Origin of the sequence: Streptomyces sp. NPDC046900, assembly GCF_040644975.1 — a bacterium.
Classification (GTDB): Bacteria; Actinomycetota; Actinomycetes; order Streptomycetales; family Streptomycetaceae; genus Streptomyces.
The window spans coordinates 25,671-41,361 of record NZ_JBEYXD010000032.1 but is presented as its reverse complement, the minus strand read 5'-3'; the positions used below and the strand labels follow the sequence as shown (position 1 = coordinate 41,361).

The window sequence follows — 15,691 nt, the reverse complement described above, 5'->3', positions numbered from 1 at the left end:
CGAAGCGTGTCCGGACACGCTCAGCCGCGCAGCACGCGCCCCTGCTTGTCGGTGCGGTCGTTGCTGGTGAGGAACAGGATTCCGTCGATCAGCGCCCAGATGCCGAAGCCACCGCAGGTGAAGAGCTGGGCGATCGCCACGCCGGTGCTGCCGACGTAGAAGCGGCCGACGCCGAAGCCGCCCAGGAAGATCTGCAGGATGCCCGCGACGATCTTGGACTTGTCGGAGTACGGGCGGCCGAGCGGGTCGACGCCGTAGGGGGCCTCAGGGGTGGGGACTGTCATGGATGTTGCTCCTGGATGTGCCGTGTGGAGTCACGAACCGGAACGGACGTGCTCCGGACTGGATGAGCCCAGGAGGGATCCCACGACGAAGTCACGCACAGCCATCCCCCCTGCGACCCGCGAGCTTAGGGAGGCGGGCGGGACGGGCGGGAGTGCGATCGAACGATCGTTCCCATTCTGTGATCAAATTCCGGTCAACTTCCCTGCAAATCAGGCCTGGTCACGTCGCATCAGCCGACGTGGCCGCCCGGCCGGTGCACGGCTCAGAAGACGTTGCGCACCACGGTCCACACCACGGCGGTCACCAGCACAAGGGCCTGTCCCCGGCGGCTCAGCCGCGGCTGCCAGCGACGTCCCCGCAGGCCTTCCACCATCCAGCGCCCCAACAGCGCCAGCGCGTAGGGCGAGGCGAGCAGCAGGGCCCGGTTGTCCGCCCAGGCCCCGGCGAAGTGACCGTGCATCAGGTCGTACACCATGCGGGTGCCTCCGCAGGCGGGGCAGAGCAGGCCGGTGACGAGCCGGAACGGGCACTGGGGCAGGAGATGGCCGGGCTGGTGCGGATCGGTGACGTAGAGGTACCCGGCGCCGGCCGCCCCGGCGGCGAGCACCGCGAGGGGTGCCGCCGCCGGATGCCCGAGCAGGGACCACGGGCGCGGCAAGGCCTCAGCCACGCAGGATCCGGCCCTGGGCGTCGGTCTGGCTGTCGCTCGTCAGCAGGATGATGCCGTCGATCAGGGCCCAGATGCCGAGGCCGCCGCAGGTGAAGAGCTGGGCCAGGCCCATGCCGACGTTGCCGATGTAGAAGCGCCCGACGCCGAGAGTGCCGAGGGCGAGCTGCAGTACACCCGCCACGATCTTCGACTTGTCGGAGTACGGGCGGCCGAAGGGGTCGTAGCCGTAAGGGGCGTTCGGGTCACCGGTGTACGTCCCCGGCGGGACGGGACCGGCGGCGTACCCGTACGGCCCGGGCGGCTGCTGGGGATACCCGTACCCGCCGGGGCCCTGCCCGTAGGGATTCGATCCGTAAGGACCCGGCTGCTGCGGCTGCTGCGGCTGCTCGCTCAAGGGGACTTCTCCTGGGGCCGACGCGGAAGAACCGCGAAAACACGAAAAGATGATGAGGCCGGACATCATGCACGAGGCACCCGGCCGTGCAGAAGCCGGGGCCGTGTGAATCGGCGTCGTGCACCCCGGCAGGGGCCGGCGCGCGGGTCGTCGCCCTGGCCGGATTCCGGTGCTGCGGGCCTTGGTCCACGAGCTGCACAGGCTGTGCATCCGCTTCCTGCCGGGGATGACGAAGATGCTGCCGGATCCGGCGGCCGGAGGGCAGGGCAGGTGATCACTTTCGGGTGAAGCCCACCGAAAGGATCACCTGCCGTCCAGCCTGCCGTCGATGATGCTCTCGCCACCGGCCCACGGGAGGCCGCCCACATCCCCGGGGAGCTCGTCACGCTCCCCGGGGATGTGGGCGGCAGAGTCGTACCTGACGTCGTGCGCGTCCTCGAGCCGGCCCGACCTGGGTCAGTTGACGGCGTCCACCTCATGGCCCGTCAGTTCCACGTCGTGCACCAGCGGTTCCTCCCCGACGACGACGTGCCGGGCTCGGGAGCCGTACGCGGACGCCGTCGCCGCCACCATGTAGGTGCCGGGCGCCGGGACCGAGACGATGTACGAGCCGTCGGCCAGTGAGGTGACCCGGTCCAGCTGACGGCCGCCCTTCGACAGCACCGTCACCGCCGCTCCCTCGACCGGGTCGCCCTCCGCGTCCCGTACGAACCCGTGCACCACGCTCGCGATGCCCGGCTGCGGCGTCTCCTCCTCCGCCGCCGCCTCCTGCGGCTCCACCGCCAGATGCGGCAGCCGCTTCTCCAGCCACCCGGGCAGCCACCAGTTCGCCCGGCCGAACAGATGCATCGCCGCCGGTACCAGCGCCGTCCGCAGGATGAACGCGTCCAGCGCCACCGCCGCCGCGAGACCGACGCCCGCCATCGCCGCGCCCGAGTTGCCGCTGAGCACGAAGGCGAGGAAGACGCAGACCATGATCAGGGCCGCGGAGTTGATGACCCGGCTGGTCTCCGCGAGGCCCACCCGGACCGCGCGGGCGTTGTCCTCGGTGTGCACCCACTCCTCGTGCATCCGGCTCACCAGGAAGACCTGGTAGTCCATCGACAGCCCGAAGAGCAGCGACAGCATGATGATCGGCAGGAAGGCCTGGATCGGGCCCTCCTTGCCGAGGCCCAGCAGGTCGAGGCCCCAGCCCCACTGGAAGACGGCGACGAGGACCCCGAAGGACGACGCCGCGGCGATCAGGTTCATCACGCCGGCCGTGAGCGGTACCACGAGCGAGCGGAAGGCGATCAGCAGCAGCAGGAAGCCGAGCCCGATGATGGTCGCGATGAAGTACGGCAGACGGTCGCCGGTGACGGACGCGAAGTCCTTCGAGACCGCCGTGACACCGCCGACGTGCGCCTGTGCCCCGGCCTTCGGGATCACCTCGTCCCGCAGGGTGTCGATGAGTCGGTCCGTCTGCACGGACTGCGGTGAGGTGGTGGGGACGACCTGGATGACGGTGACGCCCTGAGCGGGCGGCAGCGCGGCGACCCGCGCCACCCCGTGGGTCTCGCGGATGCCCTTGACCAGCGTGGCCGTGTCGCCGCCGACGGAGACCACCTGGAGCGGGCCGTTGAAGCCGGGCCCGAAGCCCTCGGCGAGCAGGTCGTACGCCTTCCGGGTCGTCGTGGAGGCGTCGTCGTTGCCCTGGTCGGCGGCTCCCAGCCGCAGCGAGAGCACGGGCAGCGCGAGTACGGTCATGACCACCACCGCGAGCACGGCGATCGTCCGGGGGCGCTTCTGCACCGTGGCCGACCAGCGCGCCGCGAGACCGCTCGCCCGCTCCGGCTCCGGCCCCTGTGCCTCGAGCCGCCGCCGCTGCCGCCTGCTGAGCACCCGCGGGCCGAGGAGCCCGAGCAGTGCCGGCAGCAGGGTGACCGCGGCGAGCACGCTCAGCACGACGGTGAGCGAGGTGCCGATGACCACGCCGTCCAGGAAGCGCAGGTTCGTCACCAGCATCCCGGCGAGCGCGATGCACACCGTGCCGCCCGCGAACAGCACCGCCCGGCCGGAGGTGTTGAGGGCGACGACCGCCGACTCCTCCGGTTCCAGACCGCGCAGGATGCCGCGCCGGTGCCGGGTGACGATGAACAGGGCGTAGTCGATGCCGACGCCGAGGCCGATCAGCGAGGCGAGCAGCGGCGCGATGTCGGGCACGGCCGTGACATGGCTGATCAGCTGGGTGCCGAACAGCCCGATGCCGACGCCGAACACCGCGACGGCGATCGGGAGCAGCATCGCGAAGAGCGAGCCGAAGGCGAGGAACAGCACGACGGCCGCCGCCACGATGCCGACCGACTCGGACAGCCCGGCGGGCGGCTGCTGGATCCGGGTGATCGCCTGGCCGCCCAGCTCGACCTGGAGTCCGCCGCGTTCGGCACCCTGCGCGGTGTCGACGACGTCCTGCACAAGCTCTGTGGGCACCTCGTTCGCCCGCTGGGTGAAGGTCAGCTGCGCATACGCGATCTGTCCGTCCTCGCTGATCTGCGCCGCGCCATGGGCGCCCGCGTACGGGCTGCCGACGGCGCCGATCCCCGGCATCCGCGCGATCTTCGCCAGCGCGGGTTCGATCCGCGCCCGGACCGCCTCGTCCCTGACCGACCCCTCGTCGACCTTCCACACCACCGTGTCGGTGTCGCCCGACGCCTTCGGGAAGGCCTTCGCCATGAGGTCGTACGCGGTCTTGGAGTCCGTGTTCGGCAGGGAGAAGACGTTCGCGTAGTCCGTACCCCTGGCGGACGCGGTCGCGCCCACCCCGAGCAGCGCCACCACCCACAGCAACAGGACCAGCAGCCGGTGTCGATAGCACCACCGCGCCAATGTCGTCACTCTCTACGCTCCTTCATCAGGTCCCCCGAGTCCTGGAGCTCCAGCATCCGCAGTGGCGGGCGCGGACGGGCGTTCCGCGCCATGACTCTCAAGGAACTCCAAAGCGCCCACGGACCCACCGTCGGTGCCGCCGCGGATACTGGTGGACATGACCGTCAACGAGGCAGCGCACGAGGGGGCCACGGTCCTCGTCGTCGAGGACGAGGAGAGCATCGCGGACGTCCTCGCCATCGCCCTGCGCTACCACCGCTTCCAGGTGATGACCGCGGGCACCGTCCGCGAGGCGCTGGCGCTCGCCGAGCGCACCCGGCCCGACGCGGCCCTGCTGGACGTGATGCTGCCGGACGGCGACGGCCGTGCGCTCGGCCGCGAACTGCGCGCCCGGCGGCCGGATCTCGCGCTGGTCTTCGTCACCGCGCGCGACGCGCCCGCGGAGATCGTCGGGGCCCTCGGCTTCGGCGACGACTACATCACCAAACCGTTCAACATAGACGAGGTGATCGCCCGGGTACGGGCCGTGCTGCGCCGCACCCGCCCCGCCGACGTCCTGCCGCAGCGCCCGCCGCTGCGCTACGGCGACCTGGAGCTGGACGAGACGACGTACTCGGTGCGCCGGGCGGGCCGCACGGTCGAGCTGACCCCCACCGAGTACGCGCTGCTGCGCTTCCTGGTGCGCAACGGCGGGCGGATCGTGCCCAAGGAGCAGTTGCTGCGGCATGTGTGGCAGTACGAGCACACGCCGCCGGAGTCGACGGTCGTCGAGACCTACATCAGCTATCTGCGCCGCAAACTCGAGGTGCTCGGCCCGCCGGTGATCACCACGCGCCGCGGTGTCGGATACGGACTGGCATGAGGCTGCGCACGCTGCTCCCGGCGCCCCGGCCCCGAGGCGTCCGCTCCCTGCGGGGCAAGCTGACGCGGGCGAACGTGGGCCTCCTTGCGCTCGGCATCGTCGCCGCGACGGCCATCAGCCTGATGGGCATGCGGCACTACGTGCTCGGGCAGATCGACACCGAACTGACCAAGTCCCGTGACTCGCTCACCCGTTCGCACCTGACGCTGCGGGAGATCGACTCGCTCAGCGCGGTGGCGGTCGTCCGCGACCGGCTGCTGCCGCACAGCCGCGGCGACTCCCCGAACCCGGACACCGTCTTCGCGGCCGTCGACCGGCACGGCGCGGTGCTCGGCGTCGCCGGTCTGAAGCCGACCGCCGCCCAGGAGGCGCTGGCCTCCGCCGTCCACGACCCGGCCTCCCTCACCAAGGAGCCGCAGCCGCGCGACATCCAGCTCGGCGGCGTCCCGTACCGGGTGACCGGGGCACGGCTCGCCGACGGCACATACGTCCTGCTCGCCCGGTCGACCGGTGTCCTGCACACAGGCATCGCCAAGGCGCTCAAGCTCGATCTCGCCGTCGGAACCCTGCTGCTGGCCCTGCTCGCCGCGCTGACGATGATCAGTGTGAGCCGGCGGATGCGGCCGCTGGAGGACATGGTGGAGACGTCGTCGGCGATCGCGGAGGGCGATCTGACCCGGCGCGTGCCCTCCAGCAGGGAGACGTCCCTGGAGGTGGAGCAGCTGCGCACCGCCCTCAACTCCATGCTCCACCAGGTGGAGTCGGCGTACCGGACGCGTGAGCGCAGCGCCGCCCAGCTGCGCCGCTTCGTCGCGGACGCCTCCCATGAGCTGCGCACCCCGCTGTCGGCGATACGCGGCTATCTCCAGCTGTACGACAAGGGCATGCTGACCGATCCGCAGGAGCGCAAGCGGTCGTGGGAGCGGATGATGGCCGAGGCGGACCGCATGGGCCGCCTCGTGGACGAGCTCCTCACCCTGGCACGCCTCGACCAGCGGCCCGAACTCCGCTTCCGGAACGTCGATGTGAACCGCCTGGTGCGGGACGCGGCGGAGGACCTGCGGGCCCAGCAGCCGGACCGTCCGGTGACCGTGGACGCGGAGGGCGCGCTGCTGGTGCGGGCCGACGAATCGGGGCTGCGGCAGGTGCTCGGCAACCTGGTGGCCAACGTCCGCGTCCACACGCCCGCCGACGTGCCGGTACGGCTCGGTCTGGAGCGGGAGGACGGTGTGGTGCGGCTGTGTGTGGCGGACAAGGGACCCGGACTGGCGGAGGAGGACGCGGCGCGGATCTTCGACCGCTTCTTCCGCGCGGGCGGGGGCGCGGGCAGCGGGCTCGGCATGGCGATCGTGCAGGGCGTGGTGGCGGCGCACCACGGCGAGGTGTCGGTGCGCACGGCGCCGGGCGAGGGCCTGGCGGTGACGGTGACACTCCCGGCGCGGGCATCCGACCACCGTCACGGGTGAGCGCCCGGACCCCTCGGTGCACCGCGGCGGCTCACCCGTCCCGGACCACCAGCGCCCACACCGTCTTCCCGTGGCGCCCCCGGCTCCATACGCCCCAGGCCGCCGCGATGTGCTCCACGAGGTGCAGGCCTCGGCCGGTCTCGGCCAGGTCGTCGGCGACCCTCAGGCGAGGTCCGGTCCGGCCCTCGTCCGACACCTCTATGAAGCAGGAGCCGTCGGCAAGGGCGGTAACCGCCACCTCGAACTCCTGCTCGTGATGCGGTCCGTGGCGCACGACGTTGGTGGCCAGCTCGGAGACCAGCAGCAGCGCCGCGTCCAGGGCCAGATCCCCCGGTGCGTGTCCCCAGTCGGCCAGGTGGTCGCGCACCCGGCGCCGGGCGAGGCCGACGGACGCCGGGTGGCGGGGCAGCCGGAAGGAGTTGCGTCTGACCACATCCGCTCCTCACCCCGCCCACCCCTCGTCAACACATGGTGGTGGGTGAGGGTGGGCGCCCGCTGTCACTCCCGCGGATTCGCCTCCGCGGGACCACGCCGGCCGACGGCTCCGGTCCGGCCGCCGTGCGTCAGATCCAGCCGAGCCGCCAGAGGCGGAAGACCCCGGTGCCGTCCGACAGGTACTGTCCGCCGCCGACGTCCTCGCTGGTGACCACGTACTCCTTGCGCTGCCACAGCGGGACCAGAGGGACGTCCTGGGCCACGATCTTCTGGATCTGCTTGAAGTCGTCGGCGGCCCGGCTGCGGTCCGAGTACCGCTGGCTGTCCAGGATCAGGTCGTCGACGGCCTGGCTGCTGTAGCCGTTCTTCATGCTGTTGCCGGTACCGATGAGCGGAGTGGTGAAGGTGTCCGGGTCGGGGAAGTCGGCCACCCAGCCGACCGCGTAGGCGTCGAGCTCGCCGTTCGCGTACCGCTTCTGGAAGTCGGTCCACTCATAACCGTGGAGGTCCACCGTGAACAGCCCGGTCGCCTCCAGCTGCTTCTTGAGCTCGGCGGCCTCCTCGGCGGCGGCGCCGCGGCCCTTGCCGTACCCGTACGTGAAGTGGACGGGCACGTGCGCGCCCGCAGCGGTGAGCAGGGCGCGGGCCTTGCTGATGTCGCGCTTGGCGTAGGCGTCGAAGAACGAGGTGGTGTGCCCGGTGATACCGGCCGGAATGAGCGAGTACAGCGGGTCGGTGGTGCCGTCGTACACCTTGCCGACCAGTTCCTCGCGGTTGATCACCATGGCGATGGCCTGGCGGACGCGGACGTCGTGCAGCGGCGAGTGGGCTCCGGTGTTCAGGACCAGATTGCGGATCTCGGCGCTGTCGGCCTCGCTGACGCGCTGGTCGGGGTCGCTCGGCGAGAGGCCGGCGAGCATGGAGGGCGGCAGCTGGCGGGTGGCCACGTCGACCTCCTTCGCCTTCCATGCCGTCAGCAGGGCGGCCGGATCGGGGTAGTAGCGCATCAGGATGGGCTTGCCCGTGCCGTTGATGTCGCCCCGGTAGTGCAGGTTCGGCGTGAGGGTGGCCGACTTGTCCTTCGTGTACTGCGTGAGGGTGTACGGCCCGGTCCCGTCGGCCCCGGTATCGGTGCGCAGCGCGTTCTTCGGGTACTTCGTGCTGTCGACGATCGAACCGGCTCCGGTGGCCACCTTGAACGGGAACGTCGCGTCCGGCGACGACAGATGGAAGGTGACGTTGAGGCCCTGCGCGTCGACCGAGCCGAGGGTGTCGAGCAGGGTCGCGGGGCCGACGTCCGAGTTGATGCGCTTGACCCGGTCGAAGGAGTACTTGACGTCCTCGGCCGTCATGGTGCGGCCGCTCGGAAACGTCAGTCCCTTGCGGAGCGTGCAGCGGTACGTCGTCAGGTCCGTCCCCATGAAGGAGCAGCTCTCGGCGGCGTCCGGCACGGGTTCCACACCGTCGGACTCGAAGGTCAGCAGTGACTGGAAGACACCACTGAACAAAGCCCAGGACCCGGCGTCGTAGGCCCCCGCAGGATCGAGCGAGGTGACGGCGTCCGTCGTCCCGACCGTAATCGTCCTGTTGGTGTTCTCCTTGGCCGGCAGCAGTTGCCACCCGCCCACTCCCACGCCCGCCAGTACCAGCACAGTCGCGAGAATCCGCATGCGAACCGATCGCATCGGCGCCCCTCCCCAGGCCCTCAGCGCATGCCACTCCCCGGTGGCGCGGATTACCTAATCACAGGTGTTTCACGTGAGGGAAGGGAGATCCGTTGAGATGCAAAAGAACTTGACGGGCGGTTGCTTCCATCAGGTTTCGGCCACGGTTCACGCATTCTCCAGCTGGATCGGCCCCGGAAGCCCACAGCGCCACCCGGCGGGCACGGGCCGGGTGGCACCAGGTGCGTTGCCCGAGCAACGCCGCATACGAAATCGCGTCTTGGCATCCTGGCACATCTTCCCAGGGGTCGACTTTCAGCCCGGTGGAAACGTTTCTCCATTCGGCGTCGAATTCATCCTGCCGTTGATAGCGGGCGCAATCGCCAAGACCGGTAAGGCCAATGGGACCGCGGCACGGCTCCTCCCCGGTCGTGGGAAGGGCCGCGCGATCACGTCCGTCACGCCTGCTTCGAGGCCAGTTCCACGATCGTGATGTCCGAGGGCGCGCCCACCCGTGTCGGCGGCCCCCAGGCGCCCGCTCCCCGGGACACGTACAACTGCGTGTCGCCGTAGCGGTCCAGGCCCGCGAGGGTCGGATTGGCGGCGGCCGCGACGAAGTTGCCCGGCCAGAGCTGGCCGCCATGGGTGTGGCCGGAGAGCTGGAGGTCCACCTGGTGTTTCACGGCCTCGTGGATCTGGACCGGCTGATGGGCGAGGAGCACCACCGCGCGTGAGGTGTCGCGGTCGCCGAGCGCCTTGGTGAAGTCGGGGCCCTCGCCCTCGCTCTCACCCGCCAGGTCGTTCACCCCGGCCAGGTCGAACGCGGGCAGTTCCGTGCGCGCGTTCTCCAGCGGATGCAGGCCGAGCCGGCGTACCTCCTCCAGCCACGCGTCCGCGCCGGAGAAGTACTCGTGGTTCCCGGTGACGAAGTAGCTGCCGTGGCGCGCCTTCAGCCCGGACAGCGGCGCCGCCGCCGGGCCCAGGTCCTTCACGCTGCCGTCGACCAGGTCGCCGACGACCGCGATCAGGTCCGGCTGGGTCGAGTTGATCGTGTCCACCACACGCTGGGCGAAGCCCCGGCCCAGGACCGGGCCGAGGTGGATGTCGCTCACGACGGCGATGCGGAAACCGTGGGCGGCGCGCGGGAGTTTGGCCAGCGGGATGGTGACGCGTTTCACAGCGGGGCCGCGGAGGACCCCGTAGGTGCCGTAGCCCACCGTGCTCACCGCGGCGGCGGCCACCGCGCCGCCGACCACCCGGGAGACGAGGAGGCGGCGCGAGACGACGGCGGGAACGGGCGAAGAGGTGGCCTCCGGTTCGTGGTCCGTCGCCGCCGTCCCCGCGGATACCGGTACGGGCGTCGGGGCCGTCTCCCGCGTCGGCACCCGCCGGTGCGCGAACCCGCGCACCAGCAGCGGACGTACGAGTTCGCCCGCGAGCAGCGCGAGCAGCAGGTAGAGCGACAGGGCCAGCCACAGGAAACCCGGCCATCCCAGGGCGCGCTGGAGCCAGAAGGGAGCGCCCGCGCGCTCGGTGACCAGGGCCGCGACGGCCAGTACCGGCCCGGCGACGAGCACCGCGGTGCCGAGGCGCCGGGCCGGGCCCGGGCCTCGTGTCGTGTCGCGGACCAGCCGGCGCCACGCGTACCAGTGCAGCGCCGCGAACGCGGTGAGGACGGTCAGGGCGATGAGCACGAAGACGAAGACGGCCACCGTGTTCGCGTCCCGCGCTATGACGTTCGCCGCAACGCGCGCAGTCCGCGCAACCCGATGACCCCGACGACAGTCCCCAAGACAAAGGAGACGACGGCGAGCGTCAAGTGCACCCAGAAGTACGCCGTCGGGTTCCCCGCGTCGTCGAACGCGAGTCCACTGCCGTCCTTCCACAGGTTCTTGACGAAAGTGATCCAGATGACCCAGCTCCACACCCCGAAGGCGAGCAGGAACCAGGAAACGGGGCGGCTGAGCTTCATACGTCCAGTATCGCCGCTCTTGGCCCGGCGCTCGCTCGGGGGTGGGCGGCTTCGGCCGGGACCGGGCGGGACTTCCCGTCCCGCACCCGGTACTTTCGCGATCGTGTTCGCCTTGAAGAAGATCGCCGGGCGCCGCGCGGCGCTCGCCTCCGCAGCCGTGTTGTCCTTCTCGCTCACCGCACCCGCGACCGCCGTCGCGGCCACACAGAGCCCGTCGGCGTCCGTCACACCCCCGGCCGTGATGTCGGCCGTCGGCGGCGCGTCGCTCGCCAAGCCCGGAACGCAGGTGAACCTCGGCAGCGGTGCCCCGGTGCTCCCGAAGGACCTGACCGGGCGCTCCTGGATCGTCGCCGACGCCGAGTCCGGTGAGGTCCTGGCCGCCCACAACGCGCACTGGCGGCTGCCTCCGGCGAGCACCCTGAAGATGCTGTTCGCCGACACCGTGCTGCCCAGGTTCCCCCGGAACGAGACACACAAGGTGGCCCCCACGGACCTGGCCGGCATGGGCGCCGGCTCCAGCATGGTCGGGATAAAGGAGGGCGAGACCTATACGGTCCACGACCTGTGGCTCGGCGTCTTCCTTCGCTCCGGCAACGACGCGGTGCACGTGCTGGCCGCGATGAACCACGGTGTCGCCCGGACCGTCGAGGACATGCAGGCCCACGCCGAGGAACTCCAGGCCCTCGACACCCACGTGGTCAGCCCGGACGGCTACGACGCCCCGGGACAGGTCTCGTCCGCCTACGACCTCACGCTGTTCGCCCGCTCGGGGCTGCAGAAGAAGGACTTCAGGGAGTACTGCTCGACGGTGCGGGCGAAGTTCCCCGGCGAGACGACCACGAAGGGCCACAAGAAGACCCGTGGGTCCTTCGAGATCCAGAACACCAACCGGCTGCTGTCCGGAGACAGCGACATGACGCCCTACCGCGGCATCGCGGGCGTGAAGAACGGCAACACCACCAACGCGGGCGCGACGTTCACGGGCGTCGCCGAACGAGGCGGCAGGGTGCTCCTCGTCACGGTCATGAACCCGGAGAAGAAGGACCACAACGAGGTCTACAAGGAGACCGCCCAGCTCTTCGACTGGGGATTCGCCGCGGCCGGCAAGGTGACACCGGTGGGTGAGCTCGTCGCCCCGAAGGACGCACAGGTGCAGTCGAGGCCCGGCACCACTCCGTCGGCCACCCCCGCGGGCGGGGAATCGACCAAACCGGTGGCCGCCACGGTGACGCAGAACGGTTCCAGCGGCGTCGGGACCGCGCTCGCCATCACCGGCGGCGTCCTGGTGCTGCTCGCGGCGGGCGTGTACCTGGTCAACCGCCGCTGGCCGCTGCCTGATCTGGTGCGTCGCCGGGCGCGTCCCTGACCTCCTCGGCCCCGTTGTGCTGCGTCGCCGTCCAGGCGGCGCAGAACAGCACGAGTTTCGAGGTGAAGTTGATCCACAGCAGGAGCGCGACCGGCACCCCGAAGGCGCCGTACATGCTCTTCGAGGCCACGCCCTGGATATAGCCGCTGAGCAGCAGCTTGAGCAGCTCGAAGCCGACCGAGCCGATCAGGGCGGCGGTCAGCAGCCGGCGGCGCGGCGGTTCCACGCCGGGCAGCAGGGTGAGGACGTAGAGGAGGACCAGGAAGTCGGCGAGGACGGCGACGAGGAAGGCGGCGATCCGCAGCAGGAGGCTGCCCCAGCCGCCCTTGTCGAGGCCCATCTGCCCGGCGATCCAGTCGACCAGCGCGGAGGCGACGGTGGACGTGGCGATGGTGACCAGGATCGCGCCGCCCAGGCCGACGAGCACCACCGCGTCCTTGACCTTGGCCAGCACCGGGTTCTCCGCGCCCTCGGGCAGCTCCCACACCGCCCGCAGGCAGTCCCGCACCTGGCCGACCCAGCCGATGCCGATGAAGAACAGCGTGGCACCGGCGATGAACCCGACGGTGCCGGCGTTCGCGACCAGAGCGTGGATGTCGAGCTGGTCGGAGATCCCGGGGACCTGCTCGGCGATCTTGCTCTGCAGCTTGTTCTGCTGGGCCACGCTGAGCGTCGCGGCGCTGATCGCGGCGGCGACGGTGAGCAGCGGGAAGAGTGCCACGAAGCTGACGAACGTCATCGCCGCGGCGAGACGGCTCCACTTCACCCGGTCGAGGCGTTCATAGCAACGCCAGGCGTGCGTGGTCATGAGCCGCGTCACGATCGGCCCGATACCGGGGAGCTTCTTCAGCCAGTCCATGATCTGACTCTCCCCTCGTCCCCCTCCACCAGTCCCCGAGTACCCCCTCAGCCACGGATACGGCATCCCCGGTCCACCACGGCTGGTCACCCATTCCGGTGAGGAGCCGCACCGAGTGGAGATATCCGTACCACCGTGCCCCTTTTACGGCGATACGGTCACGGTCATGCCTTCCCACAAGGACGCCTTCAGCTCCCCGAAGTCCCTGCTGATCCTCGGCGGCACGTCCGGGATCGCTTTGGCCACCGCACGCCGCCTCATCGCCCGGCGCGCCCGCACCGTCTGGCTGGCCGGACGCCCCTCCCCCGAGCTCGACCGGGCCGCCGAGCACCTGCGGGAGCTCGGTGCCGACACCCGTACCGTCGCCTTCGACGCCCTCGACCCGGAGGGGCACGAGGCCGCCCTGGGCAAGGTGTTCACCGAGGACCACGTCGACATGGTCCTCCTCGCGTTCGGCGTGCTCGGCGACCAGGCCACCGACGAGCGCGACCCGGTGGCCGCGGCCCGCGTCGCGCAGACCAACTACACGGGCGCGGTCTCGGCGGGCCTGGTGTGCGCCCGCGCCCTCCAGGACCAGGGCCGCGGCTCGCTGGTCGTGCTGTCGTCGGTCGCCGCCGAGCACGCCCGCCGCACGGACTTCATCTACGGCTCCAGCAAGGCGGGTCTGGACACGTTCACCCAGGGCCTGGGCGACGCGCTGTACGGCACCGGTGTGCACGCCATGGTCGTGCGCCCCGGTTCCGTCCACCGGCGCGGCACACGGGCCCGGGACGCGGGACCTTTGGCCACGACGCCGGAGGAGGTGGCCGCGGCGATCGAGCTGGGGCTGCGCCGGCGGTCGGAGGTGGTGTGGGTGCCGGGGACGCTGCGGCTGGTGATGTCGGCGCTGCGGCTCGTGCCGCGGACGCTGTTCAGGCGGCTGCCGATTCAGTAACGCGGGACCCGGGAGCGCCCGGGTCGTGCGCTCGGCTCGCGTCGTCCGCCCGAAGGGCGACGACCGGGCCTAGGGAAGCGGCAGGGTGGCGTCCTGCGTCGGTGCGCCCGCCTGCGGTGGCACCATCGCGCCCCCGAAGGCGAACTCCCTCAGCTTGCGCCAGACATCGTCCGGGCCCTGCTCGTACAGCGCGAAGCCCGTGCACGGCCAGCCGGCCTCGTAGCCGGCGAGCTCCTCGTACGCCCGGTCCATCGCCGCCTCGTCGATGCCGTGCGCCACCGTGACGTGCGGGTGGTACGGAAAGAGAAGCTCGCGCGCCACCGGCCCGGAAGCGTCGCGGACCTGCTTCTGCAGCCATGTGCACGCCTCGGAGCCCTCGACGACCCGGACGTAGACCACGGGGGACAGGGGCCGGAACGTGCCCGTGCCGCACAGCCGCATGCGGAAGGGGCGTGCGGCGGCGGCGACCTCGAGGAGGTGGTCCTCGATCGCGGGCACCTCGGAGGCGTCGACCTCCGTGGGCGGCAGCAGGGTGACGTGTGTGGGGATGCCGTGAGCCGCGGCGTCGCCGAAGCCCGCGCGCAGCTCCTGGAGGTGGCTGCCCTGAGGCTCCGGGACCGCGATCGACACACCGATCGTTACGGTCCCCACGTCGTCTCCTGTCGTCGTGTCGGTGTGCGCGGCCGGTGTGCGGGACGAGCTGCCGCTGCGGTGTCCGCCCCTTCCGACTGTACGGCCACGACCATGCCGTCGGGCAGGCGCGGACGGAGTGGAGTGCAGCACCTCCAGGGCGCGCCGGGGCCCGGCATGGGTCGCGGCGGTGGCGGTCAGTGCTTCGCGGGCAGGAAGCCCACCCTCCCGTACGCCTGGGAGAGGGTCTCCGCGGCGACGGCGCGTGCCTTCTCCGCGCCCTTGGCCAGGATCGAGTCCAGCGTCTCGGGGTCGTCCAGGTACTGCTGGGTGCGGTCCCGGAACGGCGTCACGAAGTCGACCATGACCTCGGCGAGGTCCGTCTTGAGGGCGCCGTAGCCCTTGCCCTCGTACCTCTGCTCCAGCTCCTCGATCCCGGTTCCGGTGAGGGTGGAGTAGATGGTCAGCAGGTTGCTGACACCGGGCTTCTCCTGCGTGTCGTACCGGATCACGGTGTCCGTGTCGGTGACCGCGCTCTTGACCTTCTTGGCGGTCGTCTTCGGATCGTCCAGCAGGTTGACGAGCCCCTTCGGCGTGGACGCCGACTTGCTCATCTTGATCGACGGGTCCTGCAGGTCGTAGATCTTCGCCGTCTCCTTGAGGATGTACGGCCGCGGGACGGTGAAGGTCTCGCCGAAGCGGCCGTTGAAGCGCTCGGCCAGGTCGCGGGTCAGCTCGATGTGCTGGCGCTGGTCCTCGCCGACCGGGACCTCGTTGGCCTGGTACAGCAGGATGTCGGCGACCTGCAGGACGGGGTACGTGAACAGGCCGACGCTGGCCCGGTCGGCGCCCTGCTTGGCGGACTTGTCCTTGAACTGCGTCATACGGCTGGCCTCTCCGAAACCGGTGAGGCAGTTCATGACCCAGGCGAGCTGGGCGTGCTCGGGGACATGACTCTGGACGAAGAGCGTGCAGCGCTCCGGGTCGAGCCCCGCCGCGAGCAGCTGGGCGGCCGCCAGGCGGGTGTTGGCGCGCAGCTCCTTCGGGTCCTGCGGGACGGTGATCGCGTGCAGGTCGACGACCATGTAGAACGCGTCGTGGCTCTCCTGCAGGGCCACCCACTGGCGGACGGCGCCGAGGTAGTTGCCGAGGTGGAACGAGCCGGCGGTGGGCTGGATTCCGGAGAGCACGCGAGGACGCTGCATGGCGGAGCCGTTCCCCTGCGGGTTGTGATGGGAGCCGTGCGGACTGTCAGAGGCCATGCCCACCATTCTCTCAGGTTCGGGGGG

General features: G+C 70.8%; 15 protein-coding genes and 1 pseudogene. 5 read left to right on the top strand and 11 right to left on the bottom strand.

Annotated features, from left to right (window positions below; translation table 11 throughout):
• Nucleotides 1-20: 20 nt before the first annotated feature.
• The 3 genes from ABZ904_RS27330 to ABZ904_RS27320 form a co-directional block, all read right to left on the bottom strand.
• Nucleotides 21-284, bottom strand: a complete 264-nt coding sequence (locus ABZ904_RS27330) for a TM2 domain-containing protein (RefSeq protein ID WP_359393847.1) — start codon at nucleotides 282-284, stop codon at nucleotides 21-23.
• Between the two features lie 263 nt (nucleotides 285-547).
• Entirely contained in the window at nucleotides 548-955 is a 408-nt protein-coding gene (locus tag ABZ904_RS27325) for a DUF2752 domain-containing protein (protein ID WP_359393849.1), read from the bottom strand.
• Nucleotides 948-1,349, bottom strand: a complete 402-nt coding sequence (locus tag ABZ904_RS27320) for a TM2 domain-containing protein (RefSeq protein WP_359393851.1) — start codon at nucleotides 1,347-1,349, stop codon at nucleotides 948-950. The genes ABZ904_RS27325 and ABZ904_RS27320 overlap by 8 nt, the downstream gene beginning before the upstream one ends.
• 169 nt (nucleotides 1,350-1,518) lie before the next feature.
• Between ABZ904_RS27320 and ABZ904_RS27315 the strand changes: the two are divergent.
• A pseudogene (locus ABZ904_RS27315) lies at nucleotides 1,519-1,623 on the top strand (TetR/AcrR family transcriptional regulator); the annotation flags it as partial.
• A 182-nt stretch (nucleotides 1,624-1,805) separates the two neighbouring features.
• Here the strand turns inward: ABZ904_RS27315 and ABZ904_RS27310 are convergent.
• Nucleotides 1,806-4,214: an MMPL family transporter gene (locus tag ABZ904_RS27310; RefSeq protein ID WP_361826009.1), complete on the bottom strand. Its 2,409-nt coding sequence runs from the start codon at nucleotides 4,212-4,214 to the stop codon at nucleotides 1,806-1,808.
• 157 nt (nucleotides 4,215-4,371) lie between these two features.
• Here ABZ904_RS27310 and ABZ904_RS27305 point away from each other — a divergent pair, with 157 nt between their 5' ends.
• Nucleotides 4,372-5,076 carry a response regulator transcription factor gene (locus ABZ904_RS27305; RefSeq protein WP_359393853.1) on the top strand — a complete coding sequence of 235 codons (705 nt, stop codon included), beginning with the start codon at nucleotides 4,372-4,374 and terminating at the stop codon, nucleotides 5,074-5,076.
• Entirely contained in the window at nucleotides 5,073-6,542 is a 1,470-nt protein-coding gene (locus tag ABZ904_RS27300; protein ID WP_359393856.1) for a HAMP domain-containing sensor histidine kinase, read from the top strand. Before ABZ904_RS27305 ends, ABZ904_RS27300 begins: the two co-directional genes overlap by 4 nt.
• Nucleotides 6,543-6,573: 31 nt before the next feature.
• On the opposite strand, the gene ABZ904_RS27295 is transcribed toward ABZ904_RS27300, so the two are convergent.
• From ABZ904_RS27295 to ABZ904_RS27280, 4 genes are all read right to left on the bottom strand, one after another.
• The gene (locus ABZ904_RS27295; protein WP_360998128.1) at nucleotides 6,574-6,975 is read right to left on the bottom strand and encodes an ATP-binding protein; all 402 of its coding nucleotides are present in this window, start codon (nucleotides 6,973-6,975) and stop codon (nucleotides 6,574-6,576) included.
• 130 nt (nucleotides 6,976-7,105) lie between these two features.
• Nucleotides 7,106-8,662: an ABC transporter substrate-binding protein gene (locus tag ABZ904_RS27290; RefSeq protein WP_359393860.1), complete on the bottom strand. Its 1,557-nt coding sequence runs from the start codon at nucleotides 8,660-8,662 to the stop codon at nucleotides 7,106-7,108.
• A gap of 437 nt (nucleotides 8,663-9,099) precedes the next feature.
• Nucleotides 9,100-10,353: a metallophosphoesterase gene (locus ABZ904_RS27285; RefSeq protein ID WP_359393862.1), complete on the bottom strand. Its 1,254-nt coding sequence runs from the start codon at nucleotides 10,351-10,353 to the stop codon at nucleotides 9,100-9,102.
• Nucleotides 10,354-10,370: 17 nt separating this feature from the next.
• Nucleotides 10,371-10,613: a hypothetical protein gene (locus tag ABZ904_RS27280; protein WP_359393864.1), complete on the bottom strand. Its 243-nt coding sequence runs from the start codon at nucleotides 10,611-10,613 to the stop codon at nucleotides 10,371-10,373.
• 103 nt (nucleotides 10,614-10,716) lie between these two features.
• On the opposite strand from ABZ904_RS27280, the gene ABZ904_RS27275 reads away from it, so the two are divergent.
• Nucleotides 10,717-11,979, top strand: coding sequence for a D-alanyl-D-alanine carboxypeptidase (locus tag ABZ904_RS27275; protein WP_359393866.1), 1,263 nt, complete (start codon nucleotides 10,717-10,719; stop codon nucleotides 11,977-11,979).
• Here ABZ904_RS27275 and ABZ904_RS27270 read toward each other — a convergent pair.
• Complete coding sequence (locus ABZ904_RS27270) at nucleotides 11,927-12,838, bottom strand: YihY/virulence factor BrkB family protein (protein ID WP_361825974.1); 912 nt, start codon at nucleotides 12,836-12,838, stop codon at nucleotides 11,927-11,929. The two genes, ABZ904_RS27275 and ABZ904_RS27270, sit on opposite strands and share 53 nt — an antisense overlap.
• A 166-nt stretch (nucleotides 12,839-13,004) precedes the next feature.
• Between ABZ904_RS27270 and ABZ904_RS27265 the strand changes: the two genes are divergently transcribed.
• Nucleotides 13,005-13,772 (top strand): SDR family NAD(P)-dependent oxidoreductase, encoded by a 768-nt coding sequence (locus tag ABZ904_RS27265; protein ID WP_361825972.1) that lies wholly within the window; start codon nucleotides 13,005-13,007, stop codon nucleotides 13,770-13,772.
• 69 nt (nucleotides 13,773-13,841) lie between these two features.
• Here the strand turns inward: ABZ904_RS27265 and ABZ904_RS27260 are convergent, their stop codons facing one another.
• Together ABZ904_RS27260 and trpS are read right to left on the bottom strand one after the other, a co-directional pair.
• Entirely contained in the window at nucleotides 13,842-14,423 is a 582-nt protein-coding gene (locus ABZ904_RS27260; protein ID WP_360998133.1) for a 2'-5' RNA ligase family protein, read from the bottom strand.
• A 176-nt stretch (nucleotides 14,424-14,599) separates the two neighbouring features.
• Complete coding sequence (trpS, locus tag ABZ904_RS27255; protein WP_360998164.1) at nucleotides 14,600-15,607, bottom strand: tryptophan--tRNA ligase; 1,008 nt, start codon at nucleotides 15,605-15,607, stop codon at nucleotides 14,600-14,602.
• Between the last annotated feature and the right edge of the window lie 84 nt (nucleotides 15,608-15,691).

Bases quoted from the DNA above. Each gene is read 5' to 3' on its own strand.
- ABZ904_RS27330 (WP_359393847.1), bottom strand. From the start codon at position 284: ATGACAGTCCCCACCCCTGAGGCCCCCTACGGCGTCGACCCGCTCGGC.
- ABZ904_RS27305 (WP_359393853.1), top strand. From the start codon at position 4,372: ATGACCGTCAACGAGGCAGCGCACGAGGGGGCCACGGTCCTCGTCGTC.
- ABZ904_RS27300 (WP_359393856.1), top strand. From the start codon at position 5,073: ATGAGGCTGCGCACGCTGCTCCCGGCGCCCCGGCCCCGAGGCGTCCGC.
- ABZ904_RS27290 (WP_359393860.1), bottom strand. From the start codon at position 8,662: ATGCGATCGGTTCGCATGCGGATTCTCGCGACTGTGCTGGTACTGGCG.
- ABZ904_RS27280 (WP_359393864.1), bottom strand. From the start codon at position 10,613: ATGAAGCTCAGCCGCCCCGTTTCCTGGTTCCTGCTCGCCTTCGGGGTG.
- ABZ904_RS27270 (WP_361825974.1), bottom strand. From the start codon at position 12,838: ATGGACTGGCTGAAGAAGCTCCCCGGTATCGGGCCGATCGTGACGCGG.
- ABZ904_RS27265 (WP_361825972.1), top strand. From the start codon at position 13,005: ATGCCTTCCCACAAGGACGCCTTCAGCTCCCCGAAGTCCCTGCTGATC.
- trpS (WP_360998164.1), bottom strand. From the start codon at position 15,607: ATGCAGCGTCCTCGCGTGCTCTCCGGAATCCAGCCCACCGCCGGCTCG.